The sequence below is a fragment of the [Mannheimia] succiniciproducens MBEL55E genome, from assembly GCF_000007745.1.
In the GTDB taxonomy this organism is placed as follows: Bacteria; Pseudomonadota; Gammaproteobacteria; order Enterobacterales; family Pasteurellaceae; genus Basfia; species Basfia succiniciproducens.
Genome location: NC_006300.1, coordinates 1817647 through 1841593, shown reverse-complemented (window position 1 = coordinate 1841593; position 23947 = coordinate 1817647). Strand labels below are relative to the sequence as shown.

Sequence of the window (23947 nt, the reverse complement as noted above, 5' to 3'; positions counted from 1 at the left end):
TTTTGTTATTGCTACTTGAAGTTCCGCCTTCTATCCCCATATAAAATGAACCAGTCTGAAATTTCAAATAAAGAGTAAATTATGAGCAAAAGAATTCAACAAAAAGAATTACCGGTTCTCCCTTTACGAGACGTCGTGGTATTTCCTTTTATGGTGATGCCGTTATTTGTAGGCCGTGCAAAATCTATTCATAGTCTTGATAAAGCAATGGAATCAGGTAAACAATTATTATTGGTTTCGCAAAAACAAGCGGAATTGGAAGATCCTACCATTGACGATATTTATAACGTCGGTACCATCGTTAATATTATCCAGTTGTTAAAATTGCCTGACGGTACGGTGAAAGTGTTGGTGGAAGGCCAGCAACGCGCCAATATTTTGAAATTAACCGATCAGGATTATTTTTCAGCTACCGTAACGCCCATTGAAACGACTTTGGGCGATGAAAAAGAACTTGAAGTGTTACGCAATACGGTTCTCGAAGAGTTTGACAACTACGCTAAACAAAACAAAAAAATTCAACCCGAATTAGCCAAAGCTCTGGCCGATGTGGGTGATTTTGACCGTTTCGCCGATACGCTGGCGGCACATTTACCTATTTCCGTCGCCAATAAACAGGAAGTGCTGGAACGTGAAAATGTGACCGAGCGTTTGGAATACTTGCTTGGCACTATGGAAAGCGAAGCGGATTTATTGCAGGTTGAAAAACGCATTCGTAACCGCGTGAAAAAACAAATGGAAAAAAGCCAGCGGGATTACTATTTAAATGAGCAGATTAAAGCCATTCAAAAAGAACTTGGCGACAATGATAATGCTCTCGAGAATGATGAAATCGGTCAATTACGTCAAAAAATTGAAGATGCAAAAATGCCGTTAGAAGCCCGCGAGAAGGTTGAGGCGGAATTACAAAAATTAAAAATGATGTCGCCGATGTCTGCGGAAGCGACTGTTGTACGCAGTTATATTGACTGGATGATTCAGGTTCCTTGGGCTAAACGAACTAAAGTCAAAAAAGATATTGTGAAAGCGCAGGAAATTCTGGATGCGGATCATTACGGATTGGAACGCGTTAAAGAGCGTATTCTTGAATATTTAGCGGTACAAAGCCGTTTAAACCAAATTAGGGGGCCTATCCTGTGTTTGGTGGGACCACCTGGGGTGGGTAAAACCTCTTTAGGGCAGTCAATCGCCAATGCCACCGGTCGCAAATACGTACGTATGGCGCTGGGCGGTGTGCGCGACGAGGCTGAAATCAGAGGTCACCGCAAAACTTATATCGGCTCTTTACCGGGTAAGTTAATTCAGAAAATGGCGAAGATTGGCGTGAAAAACCCATTATTCCTGTTGGATGAAATTGATAAAATGGCATCCGATATGCGCGGTGATCCTGCTTCGGCGTTATTGGAAGTATTGGACCCGGAACAAAATTCGCATTTTAACGATCATTACTTGGAAGTGGATTACGATCTTTCCGACGTGATGTTTGTGGCTACCTCGAATTCCATGAATATTCCTACGCCGTTATTGGATCGTATGGAGGTTATTCGTCTTTCCGGTTATACGGAAGATGAAAAACTAAATATCGCGCAGCGTCATTTAGTGCAAAAACAAATGGAACGAAACGGCTTGAAAGCCGGCGAATTAGCCATTGAAGAAAGTGCGATTGTGGACATTATCCGTTATTACACCCGTGAAGCCGGGGTACGCGGACTTGAGCGTGAAATTTCAAAAATCTGCCGTAAAGCGGTGAAAAACTTACTGCTTAATAAAGAATTGAAATCCATCACGGTGAATGCCGATAATTTGCATGATTATCTCGGCGTAAGACGTTTTGATTTCGGTCTTGCCGATACGCAAAACAGAATCGGTGAAGTAACCGGGCTTGCCTGGACTGAAGTGGGCGGTGATCTGCTTACGATCGAAACGGCATCCGTTGTGGGTAAAGGAAAATTAACCTTTACCGGTTCGCTCGGCGATGTGATGAAAGAGTCCATTCAGGCGGCAATGACCGTTGTGCGTACCCGTGCGGAAAAATTAGGTATCGCCGCCGATTTCCACGAAAAACGGGATATTCACATTCACGTGCCGGACGGTGCAACACCGAAAGACGGTCCGAGTGCAGGGATTGCAATGTGTACTGCGCTGGTGTCTTGTTTAACCGGCAATCCGGTAAAATCGGAAGTGGCGATGACGGGCGAAATCAGCTTAAGAGGCAAAGTATTGCCAATCGGCGGTTTGAAAGAAAAATTGCTTGCGGCGCACCGGGGCGGCATTAAAACCGTGATTATTCCAAAAGATAATGTTAAAGATCTTGAGGAAATCCCGGAAAATGCGAAAAATGCGTTAACCATCATTCCTGCTGAAACCATTGATGAAGTGTTAACCGTTGCGCTCGAAAATCCGCCTGAAGGCGTTGAATTTATCAAAGCGGCACCGCTGGCTAAAGTGAAAGCGCCGAAAGCCAGAAAGCCCGTTTCAAAACGTTCGACTTCAACGGTGAACTAACTTTTTAAATACTCAATCGGCACGGGCTAAGGCTCGTGCTTTTTTATTTTTCTCGTGATAAGTGGCGGACTTTCGATTATAATTCGAAAACTTTTAATTATTATTTATAGGATTAGCACTAATGGTAATGGAAAAAATGCATAATGCCTCAAACAGCATATTTTCAAAAATTATTTTTGCGCTGATTTCAGTGGCGTTTGTAGTGAGCGGTATGGCCGGCTACATGGTCGCTACGGCCGATACATCAGCGGTAAAAATCAACGGTGAAGAAATCTCTCAACAGGCATTCCAACAACAATATAATGACGAATATCAACGATTAAGTCAGCAATTAGGCGCGCAATTTTCTGCCGTCGCGGATACGCCGGAGTTTTCTGAAGGATTAAGAAAATCAGTGTTAAACCGTCTTATCGACCAAGAATTATTACGTCAATATGTAACGGATTTGAAATTAGTTGCAAGTGACGCTTCCGTTAAACAGGAAATCGTCACAACCCCGGCATTTCAGGCTGACGGTAAGTTTGATAACAATGCCTATCAGCAAACATTACGTGCAAATAATATGACGGCGGATATGTATGCCGAATATGTGCGTGAGGCGTTACGTTTAGATCAATTGCAATCAGGTTTAGCCGGTACGGTGCTGATGTTGCCGGCTCAGCAGGAAGAATTCGCGAAATTATTTTTCCAAAAACGGACTTTCCGTTTAGCAAAATTGCCTTTAACCGCTGAAATGGCGAAGCAGACGGTAACGGATCAGGAAGTCGCGGATTATTACAACGCCAATAAAAGTGCGTTTATGGTGCCTGAATTAGTTAAGGTGCAATATCTTGATATCACCCGTGCGGCTGCGGAAAAAGCGGTAAAAGTAACGGATGTTGAGATTCAGCAATATTATCAGGATAATAAAGCCCAATTTGTTTCTAAAGCGCAGGATCGTTTAGCCCATATCCAGTTTGCGAAAGAAACGGATGCGTTAGATGCGTATCAGGCTCTACAAAACGGGGCGGATTTTGCCGCCTTAGCGAAAGAAAAATCCTTAGATAAACCTTCTGCCGTTAACGGCGGTGAGCTGGGCTGGCTGAATGCCGGCGATTTACCGAAAGCATTTGAAGAAGCGGCTGCGGCATTGCAAATCGGTCAATACAGTCAACCGGTTAAAGTAGATAATCAATATCACATTATTAAGCTTGAAGATCGCAAAGAGCCAAAAGCGCAAAGCTTAGAGGAAGTGAAAGATCTGATTGCAAGCCAGATTCGCCAGGATTTGTTAAATAATCAATTTTATTCTTTAGAAAAACAGGTTGCTGAAAAAGCCTTTGAGGATCAATCCTCTCTCGAAGCGGCGGCAAAAGTTGCCGGCGTTGAAATCAAAGAAACGGATTACTTTTCGCGTAAAGATATTCCTGCAGCGTTGAACTTTCCGTCAGTGGCGAGTGCGATATTTGACGGCGATATTTCTCAAGGTAATCAGAATTCCGAACCGATGAATGTGGCTGATCAACATTCGATTGTGGTTCGTGTGGTTGATCATAAAGCGGAAGGCACAAAATCCTTAGAAGAGGCAAAAGCGGAAATTACCGCCTATTTAAAACGCCAAAAAGCGGAAACCGTTATGCTTGAACAGGCTAATAAAACGGTGGAAGAATTAAATCTGGGAAAACAACCTGCGTTAAATTTTGCGGCTGCCGAAACCTGGGTTTATGCGGAAAATAAAGATCCGGCATTAAATAATGCGATTTTCTCTATGGCAAAACCGGAACAGGATAAAACAACTTACGCTGCGGCAAAAGCGGATAACGGCGATGTAGTTATTGTGGCGCTAACTGCGGTAGAAAACGGGGAAGTTTCTGCGGAACAGGGTGCGCAATTTGCCGCACAGGTTATGCAGGCGGAACAAACGGACTTACAGGCTAATTTACTTAAATCTTTGCGTAATAAAGCAAAAATCGAAGTAAATGAAGAGTTTATGAAACAAAGCCAAGACTAAAAGTAAGTTTATTTTAAAGATAGAAGCCGCTGATTAAATTAATCAGCGGCTTTTTGTTTATATGTCAATGAGTAAGTATTTAGCACAAAATTTTCAAATTTTTAACCGCACTTTTATGTTTAAAAAAATTGTGCAATGGCTTCTCTCAAGCTAGGGCCGGACAAGCTGCTTGCTGCGGTACTTGCACGGAAAACTTATAAACCCAGTGAATTTTATTCATGTTTAAATATTGCCGGTTTGTTCTATATCAAACACTTCGGCGACATCGGCGGAATTCTGCCGGATTCGCCAACGGATATTAAATTCATACAGCGTGATGCCGTATTCCCGCTCGCTTGGCTTACCCGCTTGATAAGCCGGGCGCGGATCCTGTGCGATCACATCAGTGAGAAAGCGTCCAAAGTGCGGTCGTTTTTGTTCGATTTTCTGGATGATATTTTGTATTGACGGAGTGAATTCAACCTTTAATTTAGCTTGCGGTTTTTCCTGGGCAAAGCTTGATTTTGCCTGCGGCTCGCTATCGACATAGGCAATATAGGGTTTAATATCGAAAATCGGCGTGCCGTCCACTAAATCTACCGACCCTAAATGCAGTAAAACCTTGCCGTTGCTAATTTCTATCTTACGTAATTCGACTTTGGATAAGCCTAACGGATTCGGGCGGTGGGTAGAGCGGGAGGCAAATACGCCGATACGCCGGTTGCCGCCAAGACGAGGCGGTCTGACGGTCGGTTGCCATTTACCCTGCGGAACTTTATCAAACTGAAAAATCAGCCATAAATGGCTGAATGCTTCTAATCCGCGCACGGCTTCGGGTTGGTTAAAGGGCGGTAATAATTCAACGGTGCCAACGCCGTCGGGAACGAGATTCGGCTGGCGCGGTACGGAAAATTTCTCTTTATAAGGCGTATTAATAATCGCGATTGGGTGAAGGCTGAGCGAAGTATCCGACATATTTTCCTTAAAATCCGTAATAAGTATTGATAGAATAGGCCTTTCATTATAACACCGCTTAAAAGTGCGGTCTCTTTTTTGCAAATATTATGACTCAAAGTGCTTTAAAAACCTGGTTTGAAACCGCCCGACCAAAAACTCTGCCGCTTGCCCTGGCTATTATTTTTACCGGTTCCGCCGTGGCTTACTGGTTCGGCAGTTTTGATTGGCAGATTACGCTATTATGCTTATTAACCGCCACCTTACTACAAATCCTTTCTAATTTTGCCAATGATTACGGCGATTTCCAAAAGGGTTCGGATACGGTCGAGCGTATCGGTCCGTTGCGCGGCATTCAAAAAGGCAATATGACGGAAGGGCAATTACGCAACGGATTAATTGTTACCATTATATTGATCTTAATTTCCGGTTTTGCGTTATTGGCAACCGCTTACCAATCATTACAGGATTTGATTGTGTTTATCACATTAGGTATTGCCTCTATCGTGGCGGCGATTGCTTATACCGTCGGCAAAAAGCCTTACGGTTATCTCGGATTAGGCGATATTTTTGTGTTCTTATTCTTTGGTTTACTGGCCGTTGCCGGCACCTATTACCTGCAGGCTCACAGTATGAACTGGACGGTATTTTTACCTGCCGGCGCTTGCGGTTTTCTTTCGACCGCGGTATTAAATATCAATAATATGCGGGATATCGAGCAGGATAAAAAAGCGGGCAAACATACTTTGGTGGTGCGTTTAGGAGCGGAAAAAAGCCGAGTGTATCATTGCCTTTTATTAACTTCCGGTGTGCTTTGCTATGCGCTGTTTTCCGCGATAAATGTAGATTCCCGGTGGGGATTTCTTTTTATTCTGGCAGTGCCGTTGTTAGTGAAACATGCCGGTTTCGTTTATAAAACCAAAGAGCCGATTTTATTGCGCCCCATGCTTGCCCAAATGTCTTTATTGGCATTGTTGACTAACGTGCTTTTCAGCCTCGGTTTAGTGCTGGCAAAATAGCAACCGATAAGCGTATCGGAACCGGATTTTCGCTTTAAATGCGGATTTGAGTTATACCGGAAACAGGTTTATACTAGAAAAGTCCAATTTATATAAGGGTAATTTTATGCGTATCGATACTTCAGAACTCTGTGACGTTTATCTTGATCAAGTGGATGTTGTAGAGCCGATTTTTTCCAGCTTCGGCGGTGTAAACGAATTTTTCGGTAAAGTAACAACGATTAAATGTTTTGAAAATAACGGGCTGATTGCCGAAATTTTAGAAGAACAAGGTGAAGGTCGGGTACTTTTAGTAGATGGCGGCGGTGCCGTGCGCCGTGCGTTAATCGATGCCGAACTTGCTCAACTTGCGGCGGATAACGGCTGGGAAGGTATTATCGTATATGGTGCGGTGCGGCAATTAAGCCGATTAGAGAATATTAATATCGGTATTCACGCGCTTGCGCCGATTCCTGTCGGTGCGGATGAAGATACGCAGGGCGAAAGCGATATTCCCGTTAATTTCGGTGGTGTGACCTTTTTCCCGGAAGATTATGTGTATGCGGATTTAACCGGTATCATCCTTTCTCAAGAGCCGTTAGAACTTGAAGAACTCGGTGAAGAATAACAGATAATTATATTGAGTTTGCAAAAGTGCGGTAAAAAATCCGAAAATTTTTACCGCACTTTTTGTTTTTAAAATAAAGGTGTAATAGACAAAATAAATTTAAGCCAAAAAATGATCGCATAAAGCGATCATTTTTCTTTAGTTAATTGGATTACGAACGTTTCATAATTTCGAAGAATTCTTCGTTGGTTTTGGCCACCATTAATTTATCAATAAGGAATTCCATGGCTTCCACTTCACCCATCGGGTTAAGGATTTTGCGCAGAATCCACATTTTTTGTAATTCGTCAGGCGTGGTGAGCAAGTCTTCTTTACGGGTACCGGAACGGTTGAAGTCGATAGCCGGGAACACGCGTTTTTCCGCAATTTTGCGGGAAAGATGTAATTCCATATTACCCGTACCTTTGAATTCCTCGAAAATAACTTCATCCATTTTTGAACCCGTATCAACAAGAGCGGTGGCGATAATGGTTAAGCTGCCGCCTTCTTCCACGTTACGAGCCGCACCGAAGAAACGTTTCGGGCGATGTAAGGCGTTGGCGTCCACACCGCCGGACAAGATTTTACCGGAAGCCGGCGTGACCGTGTTGTAAGCGCGGGCAAGACGGGTAATTGAGTCTAATAAAATCACCACATCTTTTTTATGTTCTACGGAACGTTTTGCTTTTTCGATTACCATTTCCGCAACCTGAACGTGGCGGGACGCCGGTTCGTCAAAGGTTGAGGCAATAACTTCGCCTTTCACCGAACGCTGCATTTCGGTAACTTCTTCCGGACGCTCGTCGATAAGCAGTACGATTAATTCACATTCCGGATAGTTGTGGGTGATGCTTTGTGCAATATTTTGCAGCAACATGGTTTTACCCGCTTTCGGCGGCGCCACGATAAGACCGCGTTGGCCTTTACCGATTGGTGAAGCCAAATCAAGAATGCGCGCGGTCAAATCTTCCGTTGAGCCGTTGCCGCGTTCCATACGTAAACGGGAATTGGCATGTAAAGGCGTTAAGTTTTCGAAAAGAATTTTGCTGCGGGAAACTTCGGGTTTGTCATCGTTAACCTGGTCAACTTTTAACAGGGCAAAATAACGTTCGCCTTCTTTCGGCGGGCGGATTTTACCTTCGATTTTATCACCGGTTTGTAAGTTGAAACGGCGGATTTGACTAGGTGAGACGTAAATATCGTCCGGGCCCGCCAAGTAAGAGCTGTCGGCGGAACGAAGAAACCCGAAGCCGTCCGGTAAGATTTCAAGAATACCGCCGCCGAAAATATCTTCGCCGCTTTTGGCGTGCTGTTTAAGAATGGCAAAAACGATATCCTGTTTACGTAAACGAGCTAAATTTTCTAAGCCCATTTGACCTTCGCCAAGCGCGACTAATTCAGACACGGGCGTATTTTTTAATTCTGTTAAATGCATAATAATTTGTTGAGAGTCTTTTTGATTGGATTTAATGAAATTTTGACTTGTCTGCTTAATTGTCGGCAGTAATTTTGAATGGGCTAAAGTTACCATTAAATCGACGAGGTGTCTAGTTTTTGGTTAAAAAAATCTTATAAAAAGTGCGGTTAAAAATAATGGATTTTTTAATTTTGTTCTGTCAAACCGCCTGCAGAATACGGAATTGTTTAACTTGCCTTGCATATTTTTTGAGGATTTTCGCATATCATGCTATTCTTAGCGCCACAATAAACAAATAGATAAGCAGACCTTTTATTTATGTCTTTAGATCATTTAAGCCAACAGCGTTTCGCCGATTTACCCCTTAATGCCAAAGTATTGGAAGCCTTAGAAAGTAACGGCTTCGAATATTGTACGCCGATTCAGGCGCTTTCTTTGCCTATTTCATTGGCGGGTAAAGATGTTGCCGGGCAGGCGCAAACCGGTACCGGCAAAACCATGGCGTTTTTAACCGCAACTTTCCACCATTTATTAGAACATCCCGTTAAAACGAATCATCCGCGGGCGTTGATTATGGCGCCGACCAGAGAACTTGCGGTACAAATCGCTCATGATGCGGAACGTATGGTGAAAACCACCGGTTTAAAAACCGCACTTGCCTATGGCGGTGACGGTTATGACAAACAGCTGAAAGCCATTGAAGCGGGTGCGGATATTATTATCGGCACTACCGGACGCATTATTGATTATGTGAAACAAAATATTATTGCTTTATCGCATATTCAGGTGGTGGTGCTGGATGAAGCGGATCGCATGTTCGATCTCGGTTTTATTAAAGATATTCGCTATTTAATGCGCAAATGCCCTTCACCTAAGCAGCGCCTTACTTTGCTGTTTTCCGCAACCCTTTCTTACAAAGTGCGGGAGCTGGCGTTTGAAGATATGAATGATCCCGAATATGTGGAAGTGGAACCGCTGCAAAAAACCGGTCACCGCATTAAAGAGGAATTATTTTATCCTTCCAATGAAGATAAAATGCCGTTGCTTATCACTTTATTAGAAGAAGAATGGCCGGAGCGTTGCATTATTTTTGCCAATACCAAACATCAATGCGAGAAAATCTGGGGTTATTTAGCCGCCGACGGTCATCGTGTGGGTTTGCTGACCGGTGATGTCGCGCAGAAAAAACGTTTATCTCTGCTGAAACAGTTTACCGACGGCGCTTTGGATATTTTAGTGGCGACGGATGTGGCGGCGCGCGGCTTGCATATTCCGGATGTTACTCACGTATTTAATTATGATTTGCCGGACGACCGGGAAGATTACGTGCACCGTATCGGGCGAACCGGTCGAGCGGGGGAAAGCGGCGTTTCCATTAGTTTCGCCTGCGAAGAATATGCGATGAATCTGCCTGCCATCGAAGAATATATCGGGCACCATATTGCGGTAAGTCAATATGATTCCGACTCGTTAATTCGCGATTTGGCAAAACCTTACCGTTTAAAACCGAGTCTGCCGGCAAGCAATCGTCATAATCGAAACGGGGCAAAGCCTTTCAAAAAACGTTTTTAAAATTCACTTAAAAAATACCGCACTTTTGTTCCGATTCACGGCAAAAGTGCGGTATTTTTTTCTGATTTTTCAGAAGCCAGATCTTGATCACGGACGTTGATTTTTCAATTCTTTATAATTAGCGTTTATTTATAAAAGATAAACAGGCCTAGCCCAAAATAAGGAGATTTAAATGAAAAATACAATTATTAAAGGGTTAACCGACTTAGTCGAACAAAAAAGGGATAATTTAATTCGCCAGGTGGTGGTTCAACTTGAAGCGCAAGGCTATAAAGCGGTGTTGGAACAAGCTACCGTGCAACAATTTTGCCGGCAATTCGCCCTTTCACCGGTTGAGTTCGCGTTGCGATGTTTGCCTGTCGCCGCTTGTTATGCGTTAACGCCGATTTCTCAGTTTAATGTGGGAGCGATCGCAATCGGCCAATCCGGTTCGTTTTATTTTGGCGCAAATCAGGAATTTGTTGCAGCCTCTATGCAACAGACCGTACATGCGGAGCAAAGTGCGATTTCTCATGCCTGGCTGGCGGGAGAAAAAGCTATTGCTCACATGGTGGTGAATTACACGCCTTGCGGGCATTGCCGCCAGTTTATGAATGAATTGAACAGCGCCGAACGGCTTAAAATCCATTTGCCTCATAGCCAAAATAATTTGCTGCACAATTATTTGCCGGATGCATTCGGGCCGAAAGATCTGAATATTCAAAATGTGTTTTTTGACGGGCAATCTCATCCGTTTAACTATCAAGGGCATGACCCTTTGATTCGTGCGGCGGTAGAGGCTGCAAGTCAGTCTTACGCGCCTTACAGTCAAGCTTTCAGCGGTGTGGCGTTACAGCTTGGCGAGCTAATTATTTGCGGGCGCTATGCGGAAAATGCCGCTTTTAATCCGACTTTTCTGCCGTTGCAATCGGCGCTGAATTATCAGCGTTTGCAAGGGCTGATTGATGTAAAAGTCAGTCGTGTCGTAATGGCGGAGGCAAAGGCGGATTTAACCAGCCTACCGATGACGCAAAGTCTCGCCGGCGCTCATTTAGGGCTTGATATCGAATATATTTCGCTATAAGTCCAATAAAAGTACATTGAATTTTTATCTATAATCCTCGAAAGGATTATTTTTGACATTAACGCTGTCAACTGCTTCAAAGAAAAATAATTCGTTATGCGGGTTTTGAATGATTTTTTGTATAATTTTCGCTCTTTTATTCAGATTCCGGTTATCTCGTGTTAAAATTGCCCGTTTTAAGATAATAGGATGATATAAGCAGAATGAATTTAGTCGATTTTCTTGTAGATAAACTGGATGCTTTAAAAGCAACAGAGATTGAATGTATAGACGTGCGAGGCAAGTCTTCCGTCACCGATAATATGATTATTTGTACCGGTTCTTCCAGCCGTCATGTTGCCTCCGTGGCGCAGAAGCTAATTGATGAAAGCAAACAGGCGGGCTTTGAAAGCTTTGGCGAAGAAGGTAAAGCGGTCGCCGATTGGATCGTGGTGGATTTCGGTCAGGCAATTGTACATATTATGCAAGGTGACGCTCGTCAAATGTATCAATTGGAAAAACTTTGGGCGTAAAATTCCTCTGAGATTCTTCACAATTCGTATAACGGAAAATTGCATTTTTTTGACCGCACTTTTCAATCCGATATCATAAGGGTTACAGCATAAATGAAAATTCAGTTAATTGCAGTGGGAACAAAAATGCCCGATTGGGTGAAAGTGGGGTTTGAGGAATATCAACGCCGTTTTCCCAAAGATATGCCTTTTGAATTAATTGAAATTCCTGCCGGCAAACGGGGAAAAAATGCGGATATCAAACGGATTCTGGAGCAGGAAGGCAAAGCCATGCTTAGCGCTTGCGGGCGGGGAAAGGTGGTGACCCTGGATATTCCCGGTAAACCTTGGACCACGGATCAATTAGCCCGGCAACTTGAATCCTGGAAAAATGACGGTCGGGATATTTGTTTGCTAATCGGTGGGCCGGAAGGTTTGTCGCCGGAATGTAAAGCGGCGGCGGAACAAAGCTGGTCGCTTTCACCGCTTACTTTGCCTCATCCGCTGGTGCGGGTGGTTGTGGCGGAAAGCGTTTATCGAGCCTGGTCATTAACGACGAATCACCCTTATCACCGGGAATAATTAATATTGAGCGAATAGCGTTCACTCATTTTTGAAGAATATGAATTTGTTAACAAAACTTTTTGCAACACCTCGACACGATCCGATTCGCGATAATAAGGCGGAGCGGAATCTGTTTGCCCGTCGAGCATTAGTGGCCTTTATCGGTACGCTTTTGCTGACGGTAGTTTTATTCACAAATTTATATAATCTGCAGGTAACGGAATATGATAAATATCAAACCCGTTCTAACGGCAACCGTATTAAATTGCTGCCGGTACCGCCTACCCGCGGGCTGATTTATGATCGTTACGGTAAATTATTAGCGGAAAATCTGACCTTTTTCGGGCTATATATAGTACCGGAAAAAGTGGAAAATTTAGACCGCACTTTTGACGAACTCAGAGATGTGGTGGGGTTAACGGATAGCGATATCGAACAGTTTAAGAAAGAACGCCGTCGTTCTTCTCGCTATACGCCGATTATGCTGAAATCCGATTTAACGGAAGAACAAATCGCCCGTTTTGCGGTGAATCAATATAATTATCCGAGTCTGGATATTCGTCCGTACTTTAAACGCCATTATCTTTATGGTGAGCCTTTAACCCATATTTTAGGTTATGTGGCGCGAATTAATGACAAAGATGTAGAACGGCTGAAAAAAGAAGAAAAAGACGCTAATTATGCCGGTACAACGGATATCGGTAAGCTCGGTATTGAACGTTTTTACGAAGATCAGTTGCACGGCACGGCAGGTTATGAACAGGTAGAAATCAATAACCGCGGTAAGGTTATCCGCAAGTTGAGCGAGCAGCCTCCGGTTGCGGGGAAGAGTATTTATTTAACTATTGATTTAGAATTACAGCGCTTTATTACCGATTTACTTGCCGGCCAGAAAGGGGCCGTTGTGGTAATGGATCCGCGGGACAGCAGCATATTAGCCATGGTTTCCAGTCCGAGTTATGATAACAATTTATTTGTAGGCGGTATTTCAGGTTCGGCTTATAAGCGTTTGTTGGAGGATCCGACGCGGCCTTTATACAGCCGGGCGACTCAAGGGGCTTATCCGCCGGCTTCTACCGTGAAACCGTTTATTGCCGTTGCCGCATTAACGGAAGGTGTTATTACGCCGAATATGACTATTTTCGACCCCGGTTACTGGATATTGCCAAACAGTACAAAACGTTTCCGGGACTGGAAAAAAACAGGGCATGGTTCATTAAATTTATATAAATCCATTACCGAGTCTGCGGATACTTATTTTTATCAGGTCGCCTATAAAATGGGGATTGATAAGATGTCGGAATGGATGACTCGTTTCGGTTTCGGCGTACCGACCGGTGTTGATATTCAGGAAGAGACTTCCGGTATTATGCCGACCCGGGAATGGAAGCAAAAACGTTATAAAAAACCTTGGGTAATAGGCGATACGATTCCCGTCGGTATCGGGCAGGGCTACTGGACGGCAACACCGTTGCAGTTGGCTAAAGCGACCAGCGTGTTGGTTAATGACGGTAAAGTAAACACGCCGCATTTAATGAAAGAAACTGTGGGTTCGGAGAAAGAGCCTTATAAGGATCCTTTGTTGTATGAGGATATTTCGGAACCGACTAAAGCCGCCTGGAATGAGGCAAAACGCGGAATGTACGGTGTTGTCAACGCACCGAACGGAACAGGGCGTAAGGCGTTTACCGGTGCCGCTTATCGGGTGGCGGGAAAATCCGGCACGGCACAGGTGTTTAGTTTGAAAGAAAATCAACGATATGATGCAAGCCAGTTAAAACGGGAATTACATGATCACGCCTGGTTTACCGCATACGCTCCTTATGAAAACCCGCATATCGTGGTTTCCATTATTTTAGAAAATGCCGGCGGCGGTTCGGGCAATGCAGCACCGGTAGTGCGTCAAATTATGGATTATTATTTATTGCATCGTTTGCCGCAAGTTGCCAAATTAGAAGGGATTACTGATGAGCAGAGCGTAAACTCCGCAGCAGAACAGTCGAAAGCGGCTGAAAATAATAGTGAGGAGGCTGCAACATCAGGCGATATGCCTATTGAAGAACCTATTTCATTACCGCACGAAGGGGCGACAGAATGACCGAGAAAAAATCTATCTTCTCAAATATTTGGACCAGGTTGCACCTTGATTTTCTGTTGCTGGTCGGATTATTGGTTGTCTCGGGCTACGGTTTAATTGTGTTATACAGCGCTTCTGGTGGCAGTGAGACAATGTTCCGTAGCCGGATTATCCAGGTTGTATTGGGATTTGCGGTGATGATTGTAATGGCTCAATTCCCACCTCGCTTTTATCAACGTATTGCGCCTTATTTATTTTTTGTCGGACTTATTATGCTGATTTTGGTGGATTTAATCGGTACTACCAGTAAAGGTGCTCAACGTTGGCTTGATTTGGGTTTATTCCGTTTTCAGCCGTCAGAGATCGTTAAACTATCGGTGCCATTGATGGTAGCGGTTTATTTAGGAAATAAAAAATTACCGCCTAAGCTTTCCGAAACCGTTATTGCACTGGCAATTATTGTAGTGCCGACCTTGTTAGTGGCAATTCAACCGGATTTGGGGACATCTATTTTGGTAAGCGCCTCCGGGCTTTTCGTTGTATTTTTAGCAGGTATGAGCTGGTGGCTTATTTTGGCGGCAGTAGTCGGTTTAGCTGCATTTATACCGATTATGTGGTTGTATTTAATGCATGATTATCAAAGAACGCGAGTGCTAACATTATTGGATCCGGAAAAAGACCCGCTCGGTGCCGGTTATCATATTCTTCAGTCTAAAATTGCTATCGGTTCGGGCGGATTATGGGGTAAAGGCTGGATGTTAGGCACGCAGTCTCAGCTGGACTTCTTACCCGAACCTCATACCGACTTTATTTTTGCCGTATTAAGTGAAGAACAGGGTATGTTTGGAATTACGCTATTGATGTTAATTTATTTCTTTATTATTATTCGGGGTCTAATTATCGGTGTTAATGCGGAAACTGCGTTCGGACGTATTCTAACCGGCGCATTAACATTAATTTTCTTTGTTTACATATTTGTAAATATTGGGATGGTAAGTGGAATTTTACCGGTAGTAGGTGTACCATTACCGCTTATCAGTTATGGTGGAACGTCATTTGTTTCATTAATGGCGGGATTTGGCGTAATAATGTCAATCCATACGCATAAACGTACTCTTTATCACAAAGGGAACTAATTAAAGTTTTCACGGTCAGATTAGTCTGATATCTGTGGAAATTTAGGACACTAACCTAGAGTATCTATTATGAAACTAAAATTCTTATTAACTGTATTATTAGCAGTGATGACAACCGCTTGTTCGGCAAGTTCGAATACTGCGCAGGTAAATAATACAAAAAAACATTATGGTATTGCAGGGCCGAAATTAGAACATAAGGGTGCTGCAAAATCATCAAATACTTATGTTGTAAACGGTAGAAAATATACTACGCAAACTTCTCGTAATGCAAAAAATTACAGTAAAGAAGGGAAAGCAAGTTATTATCACAACAAGTTTCACGGGCGTCGCACGGCGAGCGGTGAGAAATACAGCAACCAGCAATATACCGCAGCACATAAAACCCTGCCTTTAGGTTCTTATGCATTAGTGACTAATTTGCGTAATAACAAAAAAGTGATTGTGCGTATTAATGATCGCGGACCGTTTTCCAAAACACGCATTATGGATTTATCACATGCCGCTGCAAACGAGCTCGGTTTAATTAGAGCAGGTGTTGGAAATGTGCGAGTGGAAGCGTTACATGTTGATCGCAGCGGTCAGATCTCCGGTGCTGGCGCATCAACATTAGTGAAAAATGCGAGAACCGATGAAGCCCGCGATAGAATCAAATAAATGACAAATGTTTGATTTATTTTATTATACAAAGTGACGACATGTTAAATGACGTCACTTTGTCTGCTTATTTAGCCTGAGAATTAAGGATTGAAAGCAGGCAAAACCGACTTATTATTTTTATTTATCCGAAGGATTTATCGATGTTAAAGAACGCACTTAAAAAAACAAGCTTGGCAATATTTGCCGGTTTATTAGCTCTACCATTAACGGTGTCCGCCGAAGACGTTAATTTCGGTATAGTTCCTCCTCAAGTGAATGCACAAACCTATGTTGTTATGGACTATAACTCCGGCGCTGTGCTTGCTTCCTTAAATCCTGATCAACGTCAGTATCCGGCCTCATTAACCAAGATGATGACAAGCTATGTAATCGGTGATGCGTTAAAGCAAGGTAAAATTCATAATACCGATACCATTACTGTCGGCGAAAGTTCATGGGGTAAGAATTTCCCCGATTCATCTAAAATGTTCCTGAACCTGAATCAACAGGTTACGGTTGAGCAATTAAACCGCGGTATTATTATTGTATCCGGTAATGATGCCTGTGTTGCCATGGCCGAACACGTATCCGGTACAACGGATAATTTTATTAACAGCATGAATAAATATGCCGAACAATTCGGATTGAAAAACACGCATTTCACGACGGTACACGGTTTAGATGATGCAAACCAATATTCGTCGGCACGAGATATGGCGATTATCGGCGCACATATTATCCGTGATTTGCCGGAAGAGTATAAAATTTATGCGGAAAAAGACTTTACTTTCAATAAAATCAAACAGCCGAACCGCAACGGTCTATTATGGGATAAAACCATCAATGTTGACGGAATGAAAACAGGTCATACAAGCCAGGCAGGTTATAACTTAGTCGCCTCGGCAACGAACGCGGATAATATGCGTTTGATTACGGTGGTGATGGGTGTGCCGACTTATAAAGGCCGTGAAGTGGAAAGTAAAAAACTACTGCAATGGGCGTTCAACAGTTTTGATACCTTCAAAACTTTAGAAGCGGGTAAAGCGGTTACAAACCAGGATATTTATTACGGCAATCAGGGCAAAGTACAGATCGGCGTGTTGCAGGATCGCTTTATTACCGTGCCTAAGGGCCGTAATGCCGATTTAAAAGCCCGTTTCGAATTAGATAAGAAATATTTAGAAGCGCCTTTAGCAAAAGGTCAGGTCGTGGGTAAAGTGATTTACCAATTAGACGGTAAAGATGTGGCAAAAGTCGATTTACAGGCAATGCAAGACGTTGAAGAAGGCGGAATTTTTGGTAAAGCCTGGGATTGGTTAGTATTAACGATTAAGAGTTTATTCTAGGTAATAGGCGACGTTATTTAATTTGTTAAGCGTTAATTAAAAACCGCATTTCGCTTCATGGCAAAGTGCGGTTCGTTTTTTCAAAATTTTGACTGATTATTCACCATTGAAATTTTGTATTTCGGCTTTATATTGTGACAACACGTAAGAGCAGAATTTAATAATTTAAAGGATAAAGAGATGAGCGAAACAAAAACAGTAAATTTATCAGAACTACCGCAACAAAAATTAAAAGATTTATTAGAGTTTCCATGCAGTTTTACCTTTAAAGTTGTAGGCGCCGCACGCCCGGATTTAATTGATGATGTGGTGATGCTGGTACAGCAGCACGCAAAAGGCGATTATAATCCGCGTAATGCCGTGAGCAGCAAGGGAACATACCACTCGGTTTCTATTGATATTATTGCGGAAGAAATCGAACAAATAGAAAGACTGTATGAAGAATTGGCTAAAATTGAAGGCGTGAGAATGGTTCTTTAATAATAGCCGAATGTTTTTTGAGAGCCTCCGTTGAGGCTCTTCTTTTATAGTTTTGCATTTTGTATATAGTTTGGTTTTAGCAACGTATTTAGAATTTTATATGGAACAAAAATTAATTATCCGTCAACTCGGTATACGGGATTACCAAAAAACCTGGCATGAAATGCAGGAATTCACCGACAATCGCACTGATAAAAGTGCCGATGAGATTTGGTTGGTTCAGCATCCCTCCGTTTTTACGCAAGGGCAAGCGGGCAAAGCCGAGCATTTACTCCGTAGCACGGCGATTCCCGTTGTGCAGTCGGATCGCGGCGGGCAAATTACCTATCACGGAATCGGTCAGCAGATTATGTATGTGTTGATCGATATTAAGCGGCTTAAAACACAGGGGCGGGATATTAGTGTCCGCCAACTGGTGAGTGCGCTGGAACAATCCGTTATCAACACGTTGGCGGATTACGGCATTGAAAGTTATGCAAAAGCGGATGCGCCGGGCGTTTATATTGACGGCAAAAAAATCTGTTCGCTGGGGTTGCGTATTCGCCGCGGTTGTTCTTTCCACGGGCTGGCGCTTAATATTAATATGGATCTCGAACCTTTTCACAGTATTAATCCTTGCGGCTATGCGGGGTTGGAAATGGCTCAGCTGGCGGATTTCGTTTCACCTCAGGAGGCGGATTGCGGCAAAGTTTCGCCAAAATTAGTTGAACACTTTGTAACAATTTTAGGCTATAATAAGCAACAAATTTTTAACATTAAGGAATAACCTAGTGAGTACCGCATTTAAAATGGAACGAGGGGTAAAATACCGCGATGCAGCGAAAACCTCGATCATTCAAGTTAAAAATATTGATCCCGACCAGGAGTTACTGCAAAAACCTTCCTGGATGAAGATAAAACTTCCCGCCAATTCGGCTAAAATCCAAAGTATTAAAAACGGTATGCGTCGTCACGGGTTAAATTCCGTTTGTGAAGAAGCTTCATGCCCTAATTTGCACGAATGTTTTAATCATGGCACGGCGACATTTATGATCCTCGGGGCAATTTGTACGCGCCGTTGCCCGTTCTGTGACGTTGCGCACGGTAAACCGTTGCCGCCGGATCCTGAAGAACCGAAAAAATTAGCGGAAACTATTCAGGATATGAAATTGAAATATGTGGTGATTACTTCCGTTGACCGCGACGACTTGCCTGATCGCGGTGCGGGGCATTTTGCCGAATGTATCAAGGAAATCCGCAAAATTAACCCGAATACCCAAATTGAAATTTTGGTGCCTGATTTCCGCGGACGTATTGAACAGGCGTTGGATAAATTAAAAGACAATCCGCCGGATGTGTTTAATCATAATCTGGAAAATGTACCTCGTTTGTATCGCGATATTCGTCCGGGTGCGGATTATCAATGGTCGCTGAAATTATTACGTGAATTTAAAGCATTATTCCCGCATATTCCAACCAAATCAGGCTTAATGGTAGGATTGGGCGAGACAAACGAAGAAATTTTAAACGTGATGCAAGACCTGAGAAATAACGGGGTAACCATGCTGACCTTAGGGCAATATTTGCAGCCAAGCCGTTTCCATTTACCGGTCGCCCGTTATGTGCCGCCTGAAGAATTTGACGAATTCCGCACCAAAGCAGAAGTCATGGGCTTTGAACACGCAGCCTGCGGTCCGTTTGTGCGTTCTTCTTACCATGCGGATTTACAAGCCAGCGGCGGATTGGTGAAGTAATAAACAGATCTTAAGCAAAAAGTGCGGTAAAAAATTCGAAAATTTTTACCGCACTTTTTTATCGTTATTTTTTATTACAAAGAGTAAGCCCGATAACAATCAGCAAAGAGCTAATCAAATGATAGCCGTGCAACTGTTCACCCAACACTAAAATGCCAAGTGCCGCCGCAAAAAGCGGGGTAGCGTTGGTGAACGCGGCGCCTTTTGTCCCGCCTACAATGGTCATACCGTAATTCCAGAACCCGTAAGAGAGAATTGAAGGACCAATTATGAGATAGAGAATAATCATCCATTGGCCATAAGTCAGCTCACTGATAATCTGTAGATTTTCGGTATTCAATTGAGAAAGAAACACCGGTGTGAAAATTATCATAGCAATGCCGACTTGTGCGGTCAGCATAACGGAATTGCCGATTTCTTTAGGTCTCAACCGGATAATGCTGCAATAAACCGACCAACTGACAGCGGAACCGATAGCCCATAAATCTCCTCGATTTACGTTAAACGTCAGCAGTCGGCTAAGCTCTCCGTGACTTAGTAGCCACAATACGCCGATAAAGCTAATTAACGCCCCGATAAAAACGGGAAAGCGAATAGTATCTTTAAAACAAATCCGGTTTAAAAACATCACCACAATCGGTACCACGGCAAGATAAATACTGGCGTTTAGCGCAGTGGTGGTTTGCAAACCCTGATATAAAAATACGGGGAAAATCAACACGCCTAGTAATGCAAGTGCGGTTAAAATTTGCCAATTTTTGCGAATAATATGCCGTTGCTGAGGAAGATATTTAGCAAACAGCAGCAGTAAAATAATTGCGGCGGGCAGCCAGCGTAAATAATTTAAAATAATCGGCGGAATTACATGGCTCAGGATTCGGCCGAACATATAGTTACCGCCCCAAAAGAAGGTGGCAAGAATAAGGCAGAAATAACCATAACCTTTGCTTTGGGTAAAATGCGGCATTAACACTGACCTCGTTCGATAATAATACCCACATTACGGGCTTCGGCAACCGCTTTAGGTTTGCTTAATTTCAGCTTAATCCATTTTATGCCGAATTCTTTTTGCAATTGTTCGGCAACTTCATTCGCCACCCGTTCAATTAATAAAAAAGGCTTCGATTGAACATATTGAATAATAAATTGACTGACTTCCGCATAATTTAAGCAATAACTCACATTGTCGGTTTCTGCCGCTTTGCTGCTATCCCATGCCATCTCAATATCAAAGATAAGACGCTGTTTGATTTGTTGCTCCCAATCATAAACGCCGATTTGGGCAAAAACGGTTAATTCTTCAATAAAAATGCGATCAATCATAAGGTTTCCTATTATTGCTGAAATATAATTGGCTATATGCTATCAATTTTAGGTAGAATAAACGAACTATTTATCGCATTTCACTCATGTTATGAGCGAAAGGTTATCTTTAAGGTGAGTCCGATGAGCTTTTTTGCCATTTTATACATGCTGGCGACCTATTTTTTAGGATCAATTTCAAGCGCAATTTTAATTTGTCGGCTTGTAGGATTGCCGGATCCTCGGCAAAGCGGATCCGGTAACCCGGGTGCGACTAATGTGTTACGTATTGGCGGGCGCTGGGCTGCATTAGCCGTGCTGATTTTTGATATTTTAAAAGGTATGATTCCCGTTTGGTGTGGTTATTACCTAGGTTTAACTCCTTTTGAGCTGGGTATGGTGGCATTAAGTGCTTGTCTTGGACATATTTTTCCGATTTATTTTAAATTCCGCGGCGGGAAAGGTGTTGCAACGGCATTCGGCGCTATTGCTCCGATTAGCTGGGGAATTGCCGGTGCAATGTTAGGTACTTGGGGAATTATTTTTTTACTCAGCGGTTATTCTTCTTTGAGCGCCGTTATCGCCGCACTGGTAACACCGTTTTATGTGTGGTGGATTCGTCCCGAATTTACTTTTCCTGTAGCATTAGTTTGTTGTTTGTTGGTTTATCGCCATCATGAAAATATCCAGCGTTTATGGCGCGGGCAGGAAGATAAAGTTTGGGCTAAATTCAAAAAGAAAGAAGATTCGCAAGGCGAATAAAGCTTCCCCCTCCGCCTTGCAGGCACCTCCCCCAACTACGTGGGGGAGGGAACGCTGTGGAATGCCGTTGGCGCTGTCGAAATACGAAAAATTTCGCTCCCCCACGAAGCTGGGGGAGCTGTCACGCAGTGACTGAGGGGGGAAAAATCCGATTATTCAAATCGCATTACGTTATGAAATAGATCAGTAACCGATAAACCCTCGCTTTCCCCCTCCGCCTTTCAGGCACCTCCCCCAACTGCGTGGGGGAGGGAATGGGCTGAATGATATTAGCGCTGTCGAAATACGAAAATTTCGCTCCTCCGACTTCGCGGGGGAGGGAACGCTGTGAAATGACATTGGCGCTGTTGAAATACGAAAATTTCGCTCCCCCGACTTCGCGGGGGAGGGATAGACTGAAATGACGTTAGCGCTGTCGAAATACGAAAATTTCGCTCCCCCACGAAGCTGGAGGAGCTGTCACGCAGTGACTGAGGGGGAAAAATCCGATTATTCAAACCAAATCACCGTCGCCATGCGACCGGTATTGATATCTCGACGGAAAGAAAAAAACTTATCCTGTTCCTCATAAGTGCAATGTTCCCCGCCGCTAATATTGGTTACGCCCATATTATGCAGACGTTGGCTGGCAATTTGATAAAGATTGCCTAAAAACTTGCCTTCCGTATTGGGATCTGCAATAAAGGCTTGTTTTGCTTTATTATCCTGCGCAACAAATTGTTTCATTACATCCTCACCCACTTGAAAAGCATTGGGGCCGATAGCGGGTCCGAACCAGGCAATAATTTCATCACGGGGGCATTGAAAGCATTTGATCGTTTCTTCCAATATACCGTCGCATAACCCGCGCCAGCCGGCGTGCGCGGCGGCGACTTCAGTCCCCGCTTTGTTGGTAAATAGTACGGGCAGGCAATCCGCCGTCATGACTACGCAAACCTGATTCGGTTGGGCGGTATAAACCGCATCCGCATCAAGATCTGTTCCTTCGAAAGGAAGCGTGATGACACGGATGCTATGGGTTTGAGTTAAGAAAACGGGCAACTGCGGTAGGTTGAAATTTTCCACTAGCAGATTTCGATTAATTTTAACTGCATTCGGATCGTCACCTACGTGATTGCCCAAATTAAAACTTGTATACGGTTCTTGGCTCACGCCGCCTTGACGATAAGTAGTGAATCCATGGATATTACCGGGCGCAATCCAGTCGGCTTGCAATGCATCCATCATTTTATCCTTCAACATTTAGTAGTCTAATTCATCTTTATGTAATTGATAATCCGCTTTCAACGCATTGACCAGTTCGACAAAATCTTCCGGTAAAGGCGCATGCCATTCCATCAGTTCACCTGTAATCGGGTGTTCTAAACGTAACATGATTGCATGTAGCGCCTGGCGTTGGAAATTACGCAATACGCTCATAAATTCTTCGCTGGCATTTTTGGGCGGACGAGGGCGCCCGCCGTAAGTTTGATCTCCTAATAACGGATGGGCGATATGGGCCATATGTACTCTGATTTGATGGGTACGACCGGTTTCCAGACGCAAACGTAAGCGGGTGTAATTGCGGAAATGTTCCATTACCCTATAATGGGTTACCGCAGGTTTACCCATAGGATGAACCGCCATAAGGGTGCGCTTGGTGGGGTGGCGGGACATCGGCTCGTCAACGGTACCGCCTTTTGTCATAATGCCGAAAGCAATGGCTTCGTATTCACGGGTAATTTTGCGTTTTTGTAGTGCGCGAACCAATTGTGTTTGTGCGGGAATAGTTTTTGCCACGACCATTAATCCCGTGGTGTCTTTATCCAGACGATGTACGATCCCTGCCCGCGGCACTTCGGTAATTTGCGGATAATGATAAAGCAATGCATTCAGTACCGTACCATTAGGATTGCCGGCACCGGGATGAACTACAAAATCTTTCGGTTTGTTAATAACTAAAATATCATCGTCTTCATAAACAATATTTAAAGGAATATTTTGAGGCTCAAAGCGGTTTTCATCTTCAATTTCAACGGTAATTTCAACTTGTTCGCCGCCATATACTTTCTCGCGGGGGATATTGGCGACTTTTCCGTTTAACAAAACGAGCTCGTCTTCTATCCAGGTTTTTAAACGGGAGCGGGAATAATCCGGGAACAATTCGGCTAAAGTTTGGTCTAAACGCTGTCCCATTTGATGAGGCTGAACTTCAGCCGACATAGTAATTTGTGCCATAAATATCAAAATTCCATTAATTGAAGTTTGCTTATTTTATAATGTTCTATACAATATCTTAATTATTTCGGGAGCATTGTAACTCACAACACTAAATTTTTATACATAAAAAAGG

General features: G+C 43.3%; 22 protein-coding genes. 16 read left to right on the top strand and 6 right to left on the bottom strand.

The features are described 5' to 3' along the window. Positions 1-81 precede the first annotated feature (81 nt). Both lon and ppiD read left to right on the top strand, forming a co-directional pair. Positions 82-2505 carry an endopeptidase La gene (lon, locus tag MS_RS08455; RefSeq protein ID WP_011201007.1) on the top strand — a complete coding sequence of 808 codons (2424 nt, stop codon included), beginning with the start codon at positions 82-84 and terminating at the stop codon, positions 2503-2505. A 121-nt stretch (positions 2506-2626) separates the two neighbouring features. After that, entirely contained in the window at positions 2627-4495 is a 1869-nt protein-coding gene (ppiD, locus tag MS_RS08450; RefSeq protein ID WP_011201006.1) for a peptidylprolyl isomerase, read from the top strand. Between the two features lie 222 nt (positions 4496-4717). Here the strand turns inward: ppiD and tsaA are convergent, their stop codons facing one another. Then, entirely contained in the window at positions 4718-5449 is a 732-nt protein-coding gene (gene tsaA / locus MS_RS08445) for a tRNA (N6-threonylcarbamoyladenosine(37)-N6)-methyltransferase TrmO (protein ID WP_041639985.1), read from the bottom strand. Between the two features lie 89 nt (positions 5450-5538). Between tsaA and MS_RS08440 the strand changes: the two genes are divergently transcribed. Then, positions 5539-6447 carry a 1,4-dihydroxy-2-naphthoate polyprenyltransferase gene (locus MS_RS08440; RefSeq protein WP_011201003.1) on the top strand — a complete coding sequence of 303 codons (909 nt, stop codon included), beginning with the start codon at positions 5539-5541 and terminating at the stop codon, positions 6445-6447. Between the two features lie 106 nt (positions 6448-6553). Next, positions 6554-7054 (top strand): ribonuclease E activity regulator RraA, encoded by a 501-nt coding sequence (gene rraA, locus MS_RS08435; RefSeq protein WP_041639983.1) that lies wholly within the window; start codon positions 6554-6556, stop codon positions 7052-7054. Positions 7055-7205: 151 nt separating this feature from the next. Here the strand turns inward: rraA and rho are convergent, their stop codons facing one another. Further along, on the bottom strand, positions 7206-8468 hold the full coding sequence (rho, locus tag MS_RS08430) for a transcription termination factor Rho (RefSeq protein WP_041640233.1): 1263 nt from the start codon (positions 8466-8468) through the stop codon (positions 7206-7208). A 300-nt stretch (positions 8469-8768) separates the two neighbouring features. Here rho and rhlB point away from each other — a divergent pair, with 300 nt between their 5' ends. The 11 genes from rhlB to lipA all read left to right on the top strand — a co-directional run bounded on the left by rhlB (position 8769) and on the right by lipA (position 19551). Next, positions 8769-10022 (top strand): ATP-dependent RNA helicase RhlB, encoded by a 1254-nt coding sequence (gene rhlB, locus MS_RS08425; protein WP_011200999.1) that lies wholly within the window; start codon positions 8769-8771, stop codon positions 10020-10022. A gap of 172 nt (positions 10023-10194) precedes the next feature. After that, positions 10195-11085, top strand: a complete 891-nt coding sequence (gene cdd, locus MS_RS08420) for a cytidine deaminase (RefSeq protein ID WP_011200998.1) — start codon at positions 10195-10197, stop codon at positions 11083-11085. A gap of 203 nt (positions 11086-11288) precedes the next feature. Further along, positions 11289-11597: a ribosome silencing factor gene (gene rsfS / locus MS_RS08415; protein WP_011200997.1), complete on the top strand. Its 309-nt coding sequence runs from the start codon at positions 11289-11291 to the stop codon at positions 11595-11597. A 93-nt stretch (positions 11598-11690) separates the two neighbouring features. Beyond that, the gene (gene rlmH, locus MS_RS08410; protein WP_011200996.1) at positions 11691-12158 is read left to right on the top strand and encodes a 23S rRNA (pseudouridine(1915)-N(3))-methyltransferase RlmH; all 468 of its coding nucleotides are present in this window, start codon (positions 11691-11693) and stop codon (positions 12156-12158) included. Between the two features lie 40 nt (positions 12159-12198). Continuing rightward, entirely contained in the window at positions 12199-14238 is a 2040-nt protein-coding gene (gene mrdA, locus MS_RS08405; protein WP_041639980.1) for a penicillin-binding protein 2, read from the top strand. Next, positions 14235-15353: a rod shape-determining protein RodA gene (gene rodA, locus MS_RS08400; RefSeq protein ID WP_011200994.1), complete on the top strand. Its 1119-nt coding sequence runs from the start codon at positions 14235-14237 to the stop codon at positions 15351-15353. The genes mrdA and rodA overlap by 4 nt, the downstream gene beginning before the upstream one ends. A gap of 69 nt (positions 15354-15422) precedes the next feature. Further along, complete coding sequence (locus MS_RS08395; RefSeq protein WP_011200993.1) at positions 15423-16010, top strand: septal ring lytic transglycosylase RlpA family protein; 588 nt, start codon at positions 15423-15425, stop codon at positions 16008-16010. 143 nt (positions 16011-16153) lie between these two features. Continuing rightward, entirely contained in the window at positions 16154-17338 is a 1185-nt protein-coding gene (locus MS_RS08390; RefSeq protein WP_011200992.1) for a serine hydrolase, read from the top strand. Between the two features lie 180 nt (positions 17339-17518). After that, complete coding sequence (gene ybeD, locus MS_RS08385; protein WP_011200991.1) at positions 17519-17818, top strand: DUF493 family protein YbeD; 300 nt, start codon at positions 17519-17521, stop codon at positions 17816-17818. 100 nt (positions 17819-17918) lie between these two features. Further along, positions 17919-18584: a lipoyl(octanoyl) transferase LipB gene (gene lipB, locus MS_RS08380; RefSeq protein WP_011200990.1), complete on the top strand. Its 666-nt coding sequence runs from the start codon at positions 17919-17921 to the stop codon at positions 18582-18584. A 4-nt stretch (positions 18585-18588) separates the two neighbouring features. Then, on the top strand, positions 18589-19551 hold the full coding sequence (gene lipA, locus MS_RS08375; protein WP_011200989.1) for a lipoyl synthase: 963 nt from the start codon (positions 18589-18591) through the stop codon (positions 19549-19551). A gap of 64 nt (positions 19552-19615) precedes the next feature. Here lipA and MS_RS08370 read toward each other — a convergent pair whose 3' ends face one another. Together MS_RS08370 and folB are read right to left on the bottom strand one after the other, a co-directional pair. Further along, entirely contained in the window at positions 19616-20518 is a 903-nt protein-coding gene (locus tag MS_RS08370) for a DMT family transporter (RefSeq protein WP_041639977.1), read from the bottom strand. Continuing rightward, positions 20518-20874, bottom strand: a complete 357-nt coding sequence (gene folB, locus MS_RS08365) for a dihydroneopterin aldolase (RefSeq protein WP_011200987.1) — start codon at positions 20872-20874, stop codon at positions 20518-20520. The genes MS_RS08370 and folB overlap by 1 nt, the downstream gene beginning before the upstream one ends. Positions 20875-20997: 123 nt before the next feature. On the opposite strand from folB, the gene plsY reads away from it, so the two are divergent. Continuing rightward, positions 20998-21615 carry a glycerol-3-phosphate 1-O-acyltransferase PlsY gene (plsY, locus tag MS_RS08360; protein ID WP_011200986.1) on the top strand — a complete coding sequence of 206 codons (618 nt, stop codon included), beginning with the start codon at positions 20998-21000 and terminating at the stop codon, positions 21613-21615. A gap of 489 nt (positions 21616-22104) precedes the next feature. Here the strand turns inward: plsY and pgeF are convergent, their stop codons facing one another. Together pgeF and rluD are read right to left on the bottom strand one after the other, a co-directional pair. Beyond that, positions 22105-22839: a peptidoglycan editing factor PgeF gene (pgeF, locus tag MS_RS08355; protein WP_041639975.1), complete on the bottom strand. Its 735-nt coding sequence runs from the start codon at positions 22837-22839 to the stop codon at positions 22105-22107. 18 nt (positions 22840-22857) lie between these two features. Beyond that, entirely contained in the window at positions 22858-23832 is a 975-nt protein-coding gene (gene rluD / locus MS_RS08350) for a 23S rRNA pseudouridine(1911/1915/1917) synthase RluD (RefSeq protein ID WP_011200984.1), read from the bottom strand. Between the last annotated feature and the right edge of the window lie 115 nt (positions 23833-23947).